This is a genomic window from Pseudomonas sp. MS01C9 (assembly GCF_058202755.1).
In genome coordinates, this window is the sequence record NZ_CM177073.1 from 5,767,510 (window position 1) to 5,780,767 (window position 13,258).

General features: G+C 62.5%; 11 protein-coding genes. 7 read left to right on the top strand and 4 right to left on the bottom strand.

The genetic code is table 11. From position 1 onward, the window contains the following. Window position 1 precedes the first annotated feature (1 nt). The gene (locus AC1M7R_RS25840) at window positions 2-1,654 is read left to right on the top strand and encodes a cyclic peptide export ABC transporter (protein ID WP_072431190.1); all 1,653 of its coding nucleotides are present in this window, start codon (window positions 2-4) and stop codon (window positions 1,652-1,654) included. Window positions 1,655-1,678: 24 nt separating this feature from the next. Here AC1M7R_RS25840 and fhuF read toward each other — a convergent pair whose 3' ends face one another. Then, window positions 1,679-2,368, bottom strand: coding sequence for a siderophore-iron reductase FhuF (fhuF, locus tag AC1M7R_RS25845; protein WP_083526384.1), 690 nt, complete (start codon window positions 2,366-2,368; stop codon window positions 1,679-1,681). A 200-nt stretch (window positions 2,369-2,568) separates the two neighbouring features. Here fhuF and AC1M7R_RS25850 point away from each other — a divergent pair, with 200 nt between their 5' ends. Then, on the top strand, window positions 2,569-4,272 hold the full coding sequence (locus AC1M7R_RS25850) for an ABC transporter ATP-binding protein/permease (RefSeq protein WP_072431189.1): 1,704 nt from the start codon (window positions 2,569-2,571) through the stop codon (window positions 4,270-4,272). Between the two features lie 40 nt (window positions 4,273-4,312). Here AC1M7R_RS25850 and AC1M7R_RS25855 read toward each other — a convergent pair whose 3' ends face one another. Then, window positions 4,313-5,095 carry a DeoR/GlpR family DNA-binding transcription regulator gene (locus AC1M7R_RS25855; protein ID WP_072398485.1) on the bottom strand — a complete coding sequence of 261 codons (783 nt, stop codon included), beginning with the start codon at window positions 5,093-5,095 and terminating at the stop codon, window positions 4,313-4,315. Window positions 5,096-5,399: 304 nt separating this feature from the next. Between AC1M7R_RS25855 and AC1M7R_RS25860 the strand changes: the two genes are divergently transcribed. Beyond that, window positions 5,400-6,359 carry a response regulator gene (locus tag AC1M7R_RS25860; RefSeq protein WP_490610113.1) on the top strand — a complete coding sequence of 320 codons (960 nt, stop codon included), beginning with the start codon at window positions 5,400-5,402 and terminating at the stop codon, window positions 6,357-6,359. Window positions 6,360-6,362: 3 nt separating this feature from the next. Beyond that, window positions 6,363-7,316, top strand: a complete 954-nt coding sequence (locus AC1M7R_RS25865; protein WP_072398483.1) for a sensor domain-containing diguanylate cyclase — start codon at window positions 6,363-6,365, stop codon at window positions 7,314-7,316. 40 nt (window positions 7,317-7,356) lie between these two features. Here the strand turns inward: AC1M7R_RS25865 and AC1M7R_RS25870 are convergent, their stop codons facing one another. Continuing rightward, window positions 7,357-8,517 (bottom strand): hypothetical protein, encoded by a 1,161-nt coding sequence (locus AC1M7R_RS25870; protein ID WP_490610114.1) that lies wholly within the window; start codon window positions 8,515-8,517, stop codon window positions 7,357-7,359. A gap of 302 nt (window positions 8,518-8,819) precedes the next feature. On the opposite strand from AC1M7R_RS25870, the gene AC1M7R_RS25875 reads away from it, so the two are divergent. Beyond that, the gene (locus AC1M7R_RS25875; RefSeq protein WP_490610115.1) at window positions 8,820-10,466 is read left to right on the top strand and encodes a diguanylate cyclase domain-containing protein; all 1,647 of its coding nucleotides are present in this window, start codon (window positions 8,820-8,822) and stop codon (window positions 10,464-10,466) included. An 88-nt stretch (window positions 10,467-10,554) separates the two neighbouring features. Beyond that, window positions 10,555-11,703: a MalY/PatB family protein gene (locus tag AC1M7R_RS25880; RefSeq protein WP_072398480.1), complete on the top strand. Its 1,149-nt coding sequence runs from the start codon at window positions 10,555-10,557 to the stop codon at window positions 11,701-11,703. 91 nt (window positions 11,704-11,794) lie between these two features. Here the strand turns inward: AC1M7R_RS25880 and AC1M7R_RS25885 are convergent, their stop codons facing one another. Continuing rightward, the gene (locus AC1M7R_RS25885; RefSeq protein ID WP_083526383.1) at window positions 11,795-12,199 is read right to left on the bottom strand and encodes a VOC family protein; all 405 of its coding nucleotides are present in this window, start codon (window positions 12,197-12,199) and stop codon (window positions 11,795-11,797) included. A gap of 190 nt (window positions 12,200-12,389) precedes the next feature. Here AC1M7R_RS25885 and AC1M7R_RS25890 point away from each other — a divergent pair, with 190 nt between their 5' ends. Continuing rightward, on the top strand, window positions 12,390-13,247 hold the full coding sequence (locus AC1M7R_RS25890; RefSeq protein WP_072398478.1) for an SDR family oxidoreductase: 858 nt from the start codon (window positions 12,390-12,392) through the stop codon (window positions 13,245-13,247). Window positions 13,248-13,258 lie beyond the last annotated feature (11 nt).

A 13,258-nucleotide genomic window follows, 5' to 3' on the forward strand; every position in this document is an offset into this window, starting at 1 on the left:
AATGGATTTGTTGTTACTCATGGCCAAACGTTCCTGGCGCGCCTTGTCGATCGCGACCCTGACGGGCCTGGTCTGCGGGCTGGCTGCGGCGGGCCTGATCGCCAACATCAATCACAGCCTTGAAGTGTTCGATCGGTTGCGCCCCGTGGACGGCCTGTATTTCGCCGCCCTGGTGGTGCTGGTAGCGGTCTCGCGGGTAATTTCCGATGTCAGCCTCCTGCGCCTGGGACAGGGGGCGGTGCACGATATGCGGCTGCACCTGAGCGCCAAGTTGATCGATACGCCTTATGCGCAATTGCAACGCCTGGGCAAGCATCGCCTGCTGGCGATGCTGACCGACGATACGCAAACCATCAGCCAGGCGGTGGAACTGGTCCCGATCCTGCTGGTCAACGCCGGGATCATTGCGGCCTGCCTGGGTTACCTGGGCTGGCTCAGCCTGCCCCTGCTGGGGCTGACGCTGGCGCTGATCATCCTGGGCAGCCTCAGTTTCAACTGGCCGCAACGGCGGGCCCTGACGTCGATCTCCCGAGCCCGGGAACTCAAGGATCAGTTGTTCGACCAGTACCGCCTGCTGACCGAAGGCAGCAAGGAACTGCAGCTCAACCATCCGCGCCGGCAGCATTTCTTCTCACGCCTGTTGCTACCGGTGAGCCTGCAATACCGCCGGGACTTCGTCCGTGGCATGAGCATCTATGCCTTGGTCATGAACTGGGGCAATGCGGTGTTCTACATGCTGATCGGTGTGGTGCTGTTCGCCGCGCCCCATATCATCGAACTCAGCGCCAGCCTGGTGACCGGCTACATCCTGGCCATCCTCTACATGATCACCCCGCTGTCGGAACTGATGCATGCCTTGCCCACCCTGGGCCGAGCCAGCGTCGCCCTGAACAAGATCCGGGCCCTGGAAAGCGAGATGCAAGCCGGTGGCGAAATCATCGAGACGATCCCGCCGACCCAGGTCCGCCACCTGGTCTGCCGACAGGTTGCCCACACCTACTACCGTGAACGTGAGGATGGGCATTTCACCCTGGGCCCCATCGACCTGACCCTCAATGCCGGCGAGGTGGTGTTCATCACGGGCGGCAACGGCAGCGGCAAGACCACCCTGGCGTTGTTGCTCACAGGTTTGTACCGTCCGGAAAGCGGCGACATCATACTCGACGAACAGGTGTCGTCGAGCAACGACAACCACCACTACCGGCAGCACTTCTCGGCGATCTTCACCGACTTCTGCCTGTTCGAAAACCTCTTCGACGGCGACGATCCACACCTGATGCAGCAGGCCCAGGACTATCTGGTGCAACTGCAGCTGGACCATAAAGTGCAGATCGAGGAAGGCCGGCTGACCACCCTGGCGCTCTCGACCGGACAACGCAAGCGGCTGGCCCTGCTCAGTGCCTACCTGGACGACCGCCCTTGCTACCTCTTCGACGAGTGGGCGGCCGACCAGGATCCGGTGTTCAAGCACTTCTTCTACACCCGGATCCTGCCGGACCTTCGCGAACGCGGCAAACTGCTGATCGTCATTTCCCACGACGATGCCTATTTCGGCCTGGCCGACCGCCTGATTCGCATCGAGCACGGCAAACTCAGCGAAATCGAGCCCCGTTGCGAAGAGGGCCCGACGGCGCTGGCCAAGGCGTATTCATAGGCAACAACGAAGCGGCGACGCCCCTCAGGCGTCCTCGTAGATGGAGTGCAGGTAACTCACCTGCTCGGCCAGAGGCAGGCGATGCAGCTTGGGACAGGACTCGCAGAGCACCGGTGTCTGCCCTTCGACGGGTTCGTGCAGTTGGTAATGCAGGCAGCAATGCCGACGCAACGGCAAGCAGGGGCAGATCTGCGGCGCGGGGGATTCCACCATGCGTTGCAGACCCCGCAGTTTCAACCGTCCATCGTTCACCACGGCCTGTTCCAGCCAGCGGTGTGCCTCGGCGAAACCGTCCCGGCACAGGTCGGGGTCCATCCTGGCGAAGGCACCGTCCCAGATGGCGACCAGGTTGCCCCACATTATCTTCGGCGCCAGGCCACCGGCAGCGGCCAAGGTGGCGAACAGCGGCGCCATGTGCCGATGAATCAACTGCGACCAATACTCGGCACGCTCGCCGGCGGACAGCGCCGGTAGCGAGCCGGGCAAGCCGAGGGACTGGGGTTGGCCCTGTTCATGGAACAGCACCGCCTCTTCGCCCCAGAAGTCGATCCGGCCATGGCGTGTCAGCACGCAGGCGAACGTGGCGGGCAGTACGATGCTCATGTAGTTCATCGACCACTGCGAAACCACGGCGGCACGATTCACCCCCGGGTATTGCAAGGCGAAGCTGGCCAGCAACGGATTCAGCACGGCTGGGTCGGCGAGCCGGCTCAGGGCGACGGACGATTGCTCGCCGGATAGCGGCCGGACCACCCGTTTAATCGGCGGCCACGCTTGTTCAAGCCATTCTGGAAATTCGATGACGGGGCTCCCGTGGCTTTCCCAAATTAATGCAAACGATTAGCATTGGCCGATCCTATCCTCCCTCCTTTGCAAACTCAACGTCGTCAGCGACCGGGCTCACCGAAAACCACATGCACACACTCCGCAATTTCTGGCGTCTAGCGCGGCCTTTCTGGGCATCCGAAGAGAAGTATCCGGCCCTGCTGTTGCTGGCGGCCACCGTGCTGATGACCTTGTGCCTGGTGGGCGTCAACATCCTCACCAATTTCTGGAACCTGCATTTCTATAACGCCTTGCAAGCCCTGGACTACCCTGGCTTTCTGGTCGGCAGCGTGCAATTCATCCTGTTGCAGGTCGGCACCGCCGCCTTCACCGTCGGCGCCTTTCACTTCCAGCAGAAACTGACCCTGCGCTGGCGTCGCTGGGCCACGCGCAACATGCTCGATCAATGGTTGGGCGCCCAACGGTATCAGAAGCTGAAACTCACCGAGACCGAGGTGGACAACCCGGACCAGCGGATCGCCGAAGACATCGACCTGTTCATCGTCAAATCGCTGAAATTGAGCCTGGGCCTGCTGACTTCGGTGGTGTCGCTGTTCTCCTTCCTGCACATCCTCTGGCAAGCCTCCAGCCTGGTCAGCATCCCCTTCGCCGGCGATGCCGTGGTGGTCCCGGGCCTGCTGGTGTGGATCGCCCTGGTCTACGCGCTGCTGGGCACCGGCCTGGCATTCTGGTTGGGACGCGCGTTGCCCGGCCTCAATTTCATGCAACAGCGCCGCGAGGCGGATTTCCGCTTCTCCCTCATCCGCCTGCGGGAAAACGCCGACTCGGTCGCGCAGTATCGGGGCGAAGCCGTGGAAAACCAGCGCTTCAACCAACGCCTGGAAGCGGCACTGGAGAACTTCTGGGCGCTGGTGAAAAAACAGAAGCTGATCATGGGCTATTCGACCTTCTATCTGCGCAGCGCCACGGTCATCCCGATGTTCATCATGGCGCCGCAGTTCTTCTCCGGCGCCTTTCCCCTGGGCCGCCTGACCCAGATCAGCGCGGCTTTCGGCGAAGTCCACGCGGCCATTGCCTACCTGGTGGGGGTCTTCCCGGAGCTGTCGGAATGGAAATCGGTGATCGACCGGCTGGTAGGCTTCCAGGAGCGCCTGGACAACGTCCAGGTCAAGTCCAAGGTCACCCTCGGACGCCAAGCCAAGGGGCTCCACATCAAGGACCTGGACGTCTGGCTGCCGAACGGCCGACGCTTGCTCAAGGGCTTCAACCTCTCCCTGGAACCTGGCGACAGCCTGCTGATCAGCGCCCCGTCGGGCTACGGCAAGTCGACGTTGATTCGCACTGTCACCGGGCTCTGGCATCACGCCTGCGGCTCGAGTTCCTATGATCGCGAACGGGCCCTGACCCTTTCGCAGAAACCCTACCTGCCCCTGGGCAGCCTGCGCGAGGCGCTGTGGTATCCCAACCCGCCCCGCCCGGAAGAAGAGGCCAACCTGCGCCTGGCCATGGAGCAAGTCGGCCTGCAGCACCTGGGCGAGCAACTGGATGAGGATCGGGACTGGGCGCAGACCCTGAGCATCGGCGAGCAGCAACGCTGCGCCTTCGTGCGGGCGCTGATGGCTCGCCCGGCGGTTCTGTTCCTGGATGAAAGCAGTTCAGCGCTGGACGCGGAGAACGAAGCGCGCTGCTACCAGATGCTCAGGCAGGCACTGCCGGAAACCATCATGATCAGCGTCGGCCACAATGCCTCCCTGGAACGCTTCCATTGGCAAGTGCTGGAGCTGCAGAGCGAAGCGCAGTGGGCCTGCCGAAAGGTCAAGCAGGCCGTCTGAGCCAGCAGTCGTCGAGCGCGAAATCTGCCATCTCCCGGCATCATTCGCGGGCCCCGGTCAGGACATTGGAAATCCTGCTCAGGAACGGCTCCAACCGCTCACGTGGCGCATCGTGCTCCACCACCAGGGCCGAGACCTCCTCGCAGGACGCCACCTGATAGTGAGCGATGCTGGACAGTTTCTGGTTGGTCACCGCCACCACCACCTGGCCGCTCGCGGCCACCACCGCACGCTTGAATTCCGCGTCATCCAGGCCGAACGCGGTGATGCCGTTGTCCGCATCGATGGCGCAGGCGCCGAGGAAACACAGGTCGAAACTGAACTGCTGCAACTGCCGTACAGCCGTCAAGCCGATCACCCCACCCGTGACGGGATCCAGTTGGCCGCCCAGCAAAATGACCTTGGCGCAGGGCAGCTTCATCAACTGCACCGCGATCAGCGGTGAATTGGTGCCCACGGTCAATGGCAGCCTGGGGTCGATGGCACGGGCGATGGCCAGGTTGGTCGAACCCGCATCCATGAACACGTGCTGCCCTTCACTCAGTAACGAAGCCGCCGCCTGGGCAAGTCGCCCCTTGCGCGCCGTATCCTGGCGTACCCGCACATCCATCGGCCCTTCGGCGACAGGCAACAGGATGGCGCCGCCGTAGACACGCTTGCAGAACCCCGCCGCGGCCAATGCGCTCAGGTCTCGCCGTATGGAATGCTCGGACACCTTGAACTCGCTGGCCAGATCGGCCGCGATCACCCGGCCATACAGGGCCAGGCGGTCCCTGATCAACTGCTGGCGTTCGCCGGGAAAAGCTTCTGATGATGTATTCATGGATCAACAACCCGCATAAACAAGCACAAACAATCATAAGCGAGCAATATGCCGGTTATTGGTCTTGCCGTCAAAGCGCATGTGCGGCGTCTCGTTAGCTCTCGGCACCTGGGTGCGCCGGCTTTCAAATCGAACTTCCGCGGCGGCCGGTGCTTCAAAACAGAAGACCATCGAAACAATTTGCAGGTAATAACCCTTCTTATTAGGTGGTTTAAAGGGCCTATGGCATCATGCCCTAGTACTTTCCCCGATGAGAGCCTTGTCTGTGTCAGTGATTCCCCTAGTGGTATGCGACGACTCCAATATGGCCCGTAAGCAGGTTCTACGGGCATTACCGGCGGACTGGCCCGTCTCCATCACCGAGGCCAGCCATGGACGCCAGGCGATGGACGCCATACGCCAGGGGCTGGGCCAGGTGGTATTGCTTGACTTGACCATGCCGGAAATGGACGGTTATCAGGTACTGAGCGCCTTGCGCACCGAGGGACTGAAGGCCCAGGTCATCGTGATTTCCGGCGACATCCAGGAAGAAGCGGTGCGCCGCGTACATGAACTGGGCGCCCTTGCCTTTCTGAAAAAACCCTTCGACGAAAACGAGCTGCGCCAGACCCTCAGTCGCCTGGGCCTGCTGAACGGCCCCGGCCTGGTGTCGTCGCAGAATCGTTCGGCCGCCAATACCGCCATCAATTTTCACGATGCCTTTCGCGAAACGGTCAACGTGGCCATTGGTCGCGCCGCCGCGCTGATCGCCAGGGTGCTGGGGGTCTTCGTGCAGTTGCCGGTGCCGAACGTGAATATCCTGGAAGTGGGCGAGCTGCACATGGCGCTGGCCGACGCCGGCAGCTCCCAGCAACTGACCGCCATCTGCCAGGGGTTCATCGGCAGTGGCATCGCCGGCGAAGCATTGCTGATATTCCACGATTCGGAAATCGCCGATATCGCCCAGTTGATGCAGCGCCAGAGCGCCGACTACTCGGACCTGGAAATGCTACTGGACCTTTCCAGCGTGCTGATCGGTGCATGCCTGAGCAGCATCGCCGAGCAGATCGATGTGGTGTTTTCCCAAGGCCACCCACAAGTGCTCGGTCAGCACGCCGCCATCGAGGAGCTCATCCGGGTCAACCGCACCCACTGGAAAAAGACCCTGGCGGTGGAAATCAGCTACGGCCTGGAAGGCCACGACATTCGCTTCGACCTGCTGTTGCTGTTCACGGAAGACTCCATCGAGCGGCTGACCCACAAACTCGCCTACTTGATGAGCTGAGCCATGAACAATCCTGTCGATCTGAACGAATTCCACTGGTTGCTGGCGATTGTCCAGAGCATTGATGTCGGCGTGGTGGTGCTCGACCGCGACTACCGGGTGCAAGTGTGGAACACCTTCATGGAGAACCGTTCCGGGATACAACCCAAGGACGCCCACAACCAGCATTTCTTCAGCCTGTTTCCTGAAGTCGACCGTCAATGGTTCAGTCGCAAGGTCGAAAGCGTCGCCGCCCTGGGCACGCCAGCGTTCACGGTCTGGGAGCAACGTCCATACCTGGTACGGTTCAAGAGCTACCAGCCGATCACCGGCCAGGAAGAGTACATGTTCCAGAACACCACGTTGCTGCCCCTGCGCTCGCCCGACAGCAAGATCAACCACATCTGCCTGGTGATCTACGATGTCACGGACGTCGCCACCAACCGTCATCAGCTCCAGGCCGCCAACGCGCAACTGCAGAAGCTCTCCAGCACCGACCGGCTGACCGGGCTGTACAACCGCGGCCACTGGGAAGAAAGCCTGAAAGCCGCCTTTGCCCGCTACCAGCGCTATGGCAACACTTCCAGCCTGGTGATGTTCGACATCGATCATTTCAAGCGGATCAACGACACCTACGGGCACCCGGCGGGCGACAAGGTGATCGAACAGATCGCAGCGATGGTTCGCGAGCACGTGCGTGATTCGGACATTGCCGGGCGCTATGGTGGTGAAGAATTCGGCGTGGTGCTCTCGGACACCGACAAGGTCGGCGCCGGGATGTTCGCCGAACGCCTGCGCAAGGCCGTCGAGGAAATGGACGTGCCTTACGGTGAGCAGGTCATCCGTTTCACCATCAGCCTCGGGGTGGCCGAGCTCAACCAGCCGCTGAACAGCCACGCCGACCTGATCGCCCGGGCCGACCAGGCCTTGTATACCTCCAAGAAGACCGGGCGCAACCGGGTGACAGTGTACGAGTGATGCATGTTGGGACACCCCGGATCAGGGTGTCCACCGCCCTTCAGGGCAACTTCAGCGCTACTGCACCCGGATGCTTGCTGACCAGGCTATAGGGCAGGACGCTCCACTCGACTCCACCACACGCCGCGGCGACATGGGGGAAGGAAGGCTCGATCATCAGGCCTTTGTCGGTGAAGTACCAGGATGGGAAGCGCCACGGGTCCTCCTCGCTGTACGCGCACTCTTCGTCGCTGCTCATCGGGTTCGGATAAAGCTTGAGGAACTGCGCCACCAGCCAGGGCGCGAACTCGTTGGAACGGTAGGCGGAGAAGGCCGCGAATCCGTCGGCGGATGCGTCGCTCTGACTGTCGAGTTCGTCGTAGTGCAACGGCTTGCCTTCGCCGACCCAGAGCACGTCCTCGAGCACCAGGGGCCGGCCGGTCTTCGCATCGAGATTGAGCGCAACGTTGTTGTGATCCGGATAGGGACCGCCACAACTGTACGCGGTGCCGATGTTCACGCTGATGACCGAGGGCGTCATCAGCAGCGGCTTGATCGTCTGATCGTAGGAGCTTGCCTCACCACCGGCCAGGCACCCGTAGTACCCCACCACTTCCTGCCACAGGCGCCCCAACAATTGCTGGTTGATCCGCTGCCGCTCTTCGACGCTGTAGCCCGACACCACTTCGAACAGGGTCAACTTCGTCTGCGGCTCGATCCACCATTGCAACGAGTAGCCATTGAACGTCCCGGTCTTGCCCGGCTTGAGCGTCATGCCCTGAAGACGCAGGTATTCGTAGGGCGCGCTGTCGTGGAGCCGGGCGATATAGGGCAACGTTCCGCCCGGCACCTCGGCCAGCCTGGCCGGCTCGAGCTCAATCTTCAGGACCTTGCCTTTGCCACTGCGCCATTCGCCGTCAAGACCGTCGGCCGTGGTCACCAGATGAAGCTGCGGCCCCGGCGCATCGCTGTCATGCCGACGTTGGCCTTCGTCCAGCACCAGCGTCTGGCCTTGCTTCTTGCCGCTGAGCATCAGGTCCTTGCGGTACTTGCGATAGAAATAGCGGCCCTCGCCCGAACTGGAATCGAGCTCCAGTACGATCGGCATGCCCCCCAGCGTACCGGTGTAGACACGGGCCTCCTTGTCGGCCAACGGTGCGGTGGAAAAGCCTGAGCAGACCGCCATGACCCAGCCAGCCAGATAAACAGATCCTTTGGACATCGTGTCATCCTTGAAAAATGTGTGCGTCGACTTGCTAGAAATTAGCACGGTTGCGAACAAATGGAGGCCCGAGGATCGAGGCAATCAACCCTCAAGCCTGGGTGACGCCGCGCCACCCCGTCACCCGCGACTCTCCGGCATTACAGACTCGTTCGCTCACGGCGCAGCGCCCGACCAGACTCTGTCGCCCCGCAGGCCGCTTGTTGAAACAAGCAGTGTTTCAAATCCATGAATTCTGCGACCATAGGCAAAAAAATGGCCAGGGAATGCAGGCCCCTCGTCTCCTTCCCTACGGGCATAACATGTCTTTCCTGTCATTTCGTAGCTTGCGCGCGCGATTCGCCGTCGTCGTCGCCCTGGTCGTGCTGGTGCTCAGCGGCATATTCGGCACCGTCATTGGCGACTCATCCGTATCCCGGCTCAAGGAACAGACCGGTCTCCAGCTGAGCGAATACGCCTATTCCATGATCGATCGCCTCGATCGCGATATGAATAGCCGTTCGAAGGCCCTCACCGTCCTGAGCAAGCTGGAGGCGTTGCGCGACTCCGCAGACCGCGCCCAAGCGCAGGCGCTGCTCAATCACCTGAGCGACCAGTTTCCCAGTTATTCCTGGATCGGGCTGACCGATGCCCGAGGCACGGTCGTGGCATCCACCGACAGCCTGCTCGAAGGCGTCGACATTTCCCATCGGCCGGTCTTCACCAATGGACGGGACAGTACCTTCGTCGGCGACGTGCATGAAGCCGTGATGCTGGCGAAGCTGCTTCCCAACCCTTCCGGCGAAGCCATGAAGTTTGTCGATATCAGCATGCCGGTCCGGGACGAAAGCGGGCATTTCATGGGCGTGCTCGCGACGCATCTCTCCTGGGAGTGGGCCGCCGAGGTGGGGCGCTCGCTCTTTGTGCCGCTGCAGAAGCGCCTCCCTGGCCTGGAGTTCCTGGTCCTGAGCAAGGACGGCACGGTGTTGCTGGGCCCTCGGGACATGATCGGCAAGCCCATCGGCCTGAAACTCGATGACGCCAAGTCCAGCTGGTCGGTGGAACGCTGGCCGGACGGCAACCTGTACGTGGCAGGCTCTGCCCAGAGCGTCGGAGTCGACGAATACGCGGGCCTGGGCTGGACGGTGGTGACTCGGCAGCCCGCCGAGGTCGCCTTTGCCCAAGCCCATGAAGTGCGCAAGGAAATCTTCATATGGGGGGTGATCCTGTCCTTGCTGTTCGCCGTGATCGGCTGGGTGGTGGCCGGCATCGTCACGGGGCCGGTGAACGCAATCGCCGATGCCGCCGCTCGCCTGTCCGAAGGTGCCGATGTGAGCATCCCATTGCTCAAGGGCAGCCGGGAAGTCGAAACCCTCAGCGCGGCGATCCGTCACCTGGTCGACAGCCTGACGCGCAAAAGAGGCCAATTGGCCGTCGTCGAAGGCATTGCCTATCGCGACGTGGTTACCGGGCTGCCGAACCGGGCGGCCCTCGACAAGTACGTCCAGGCTGTACGCAGCGAGGCTGGGGCATCGCCTGACTTCGGCGTCCTGTGCGTGGACCTGGACGGATTCAAGCCGGTCAATGACCGCTTCGGCCATGCCGTTGGCGATGCGCTGTTGCGGGAAGTCGGCATCCGGCTCATGACGGCCGTACGCGAAGGCGATATCGCCGTCCGCCATGGCGGGGATGAGTTCGTGCTCCTGCTGCGCGTGCGCACGGCAGACCCCTTGGCCAGCATGCAAGGCGCCGCCGAACGGATCATCGCGAAGCTGGCCGAACCGGTGGTCCTGGACGGGGAAGCCATCGGCATCGGTTGCAGCATTGGCGGAGCATTGTGGACCACCGGCGCGTTCACCGAGGCCTTGGCCCAGGCCGACGAGGCCCTCTACCAGGCCAAGCGGGCGGGCAAGTCGCAGGCGAAGTTCCATGGAACCATACTCGCGCCGACGACAAAAGCCGAGGCCTGAACGTAGCGCACACGTGACGCGGACGCGAAGTGCCCGGCCGATTGCTTTATCATGTGCGCCATTTCCTTTGCGACCCGATGGAACGATCATGACTTTCGATTTCGACACAGTATTCGACCGCCACGGCACCGGCAGTACCAAGTGGAGTCGCTATCCGGCCGACGTGCTGCCGATGTGGGTGGCCGATATGGACTTCCCCGCCCCGCCGGTGGTCATCGATGCACTGCGCAAACGCCTGGAACATCCGATGCTGGGTTACAGCGTGGCCCAGGACAACCTGCGGGCGGCCATCGTGACGGATCTGTGGAATAAATATGCCTGGCGCGTGGAGCCCCAGCAGATCGTGTTCCTGCCGGGGGTCGAGCCGGGCTTCAACATGGCCCTGCACGCCCTGGTGGAGGCGGACCAGAACGTGGTGGTGCAGGTGCCCAACTATCCGCCGCTGCGCAATGCCCCGGGCCACTGGAACCTGAACAAGGTGGAGCTGCCGTTCGAGCCGCTCGACGGCCAATTCCATACGCCCCTGGCGGCACTGCGCGATGCCCTGCAAGGTGGCGGCGCACTGTTGCTGAGCAATCCCCACAACCCGTTGGGCAAGGTGTTCGCCCGGGAAGAACTCGAAGCCGTGGCGCGCACCTGCCTGGAGCAGAACGCCTGGATCATCTCCGACGAGATCCATGCCGAACTGTGTTTCGACGGCCGCGTGCACATTCCCACCGCGTCCCTGAGCCCGGCTATCGCCGAGCGCACCATCACCCTGATGTCGGCCAGCAAGGCCTTCAACATCGCCGGCTTGAAAACCTCGTTCGCCATTATCCAGGACGCCAAGGTCCGCGAACGGGTCAACAATGCCCGGGCAGGCATGGTGGACAGCGTCAACGCCATGGGTCTGGAGGCCACACGCGCCGCCTACAGCGAAGCGGGCCCCTGGCTCGAAGCCCTCAAGGCGTACCTGCAGGCCAACCGCGATTACCTGGTGGATGCGGTCAATACCCGGCTGCCCGGTATCACCATGACCGTTCCCCAAGGCACTTACCTGGCCTGGCTGGATTGTTCGGCGCTGGGATTGGACAATCCCCACGCGTTCTTCCTCGACGAGGCCAGGGTAGGCCTCAGCGCCGGGCTGGATTTCGGCGACGATGCCGGGCAATTCGTGCGCCTGAACTTCGGCTGTCCGCGGGCACTGCTGGAAGAAGGTATCGCCCGGATGGAGCGCAGCCTGAAAGCCAGGGGCTGATCGTTAGAGGGCCGTCGTGCTGGAATAGGCCGAATGGCCAGGGCTGCTGCCCAGCCCTGGCCACGCGCGGGCCCCGTCGCACCGATGCCGACTATTCGTGCATGTCCGGGGTGTGCACGAAGCACAGCTTGTTACCTTCCGGGTCCCGGCAATACGCGCCGAAATATCCTTGCGAATACTGCGGACGCAGCCCCGGTGGGCCTTCGTCGTGCCCACCCATGGCGATGGCCAGCTCCCAGGCGGCGCGCACGGTCTGCGGTGAGTCGGCGGCGAAGCTGACTTGCATGCCGTTGCCCCAGGTCGCGGGCAGGCCATTGAACGGCAACTGCACGAACACCTGGGGCCAGCGTTTTCCGGGTTGATGCCAGCCTTCTCCCGGCGGGCCCGAATCGTCCTCGCTTTCCATGCGCACCAACCCCAGGCAGCCAAGGACTGCATCGTAGAACGCGATCATTTTCGGCAGGTCGCGCGCGCCGATCTGTATGTGGCTGAACACTTCCATCTCCCGGTTGGATGCGCATGGCCGTTGGATGACGCCTGTTCCAAGGCGTTCATTGCCGTTGATGAGCGGTCGCCGAAACGTCCCGCGCCACGCTCATCGACCGACGCGATGATCCGACCGAACTCTGGCCGAAGGCAGGCAGTCCACCCTGCAACGCAACTTCAACCTGCCCTGGAGAACGACAATGGCCGACTACCCTTTCCCACCTTTTCCGAAACAGAGCCAACCGGTACCCGGTACACAGCGCAAGATGGATCCGTACCCGGACTGCGGCGAACAGAGCTACACCGGCTCCGGGCGCCTGGCCAACAAGATTGCCCTGATCACCGGAGCCGACAGCGGCATCGGTCGCGCCGTGGCGATTGCCTTCGCCCGGGAAGGCGCGGACGTGGCCATCGCCTACCTGGACGAACACGAAGACGCCAGGGAGACCGCCCGCTGGGTCGAACAGGCCGGCCGCCAATGCCTGTTGCTGCCAGGGGACCTCGCGGACAAGGCGCAATGTCGCAAGACGGTTGACGAGACCGTGGCCCGCTTCGGGCATATCGACATCCTGGTCAACAACGCCGCCTTCCAGATGACCCACGAGAACCTGGAAGACATTCCAGATGAAGAATGGGTTCGCACCTTCGATATCAACATCACCGCGATGTTCAGGATCTGCCAGGCAGCCGTGCCGCACATGAAGGCCGGTGGCTCGATCATCAATACCAGTTCGGTCAACTCCGACATGCCCAAGCCGACCTTGCTGGCCTACGCCACGACCAAGGGCGCCATCGCCAACTTCACCGGTGGCCTGGCACAGATGCTCGGCCCCAAGGGCATCCGTGTGAACAGCGTGGCGCCAGGGCCGATCTGGACGCCGCTGATCGTGGCGACCATGCCCGAGCAAGAGGTGCAGAATTTCGGCTCCCAGACACCCCTGGGCCGTCCGGGCCAGCCGGTGGAAGTGGCGCCGATCTATGTACTGCTGGCATCGGATGAGTCCAGCTATATTTCCGGGTCCCGCTATGGCATTACCGGCGGCAAACCGATGCTCTGAAGCTGCGGCGG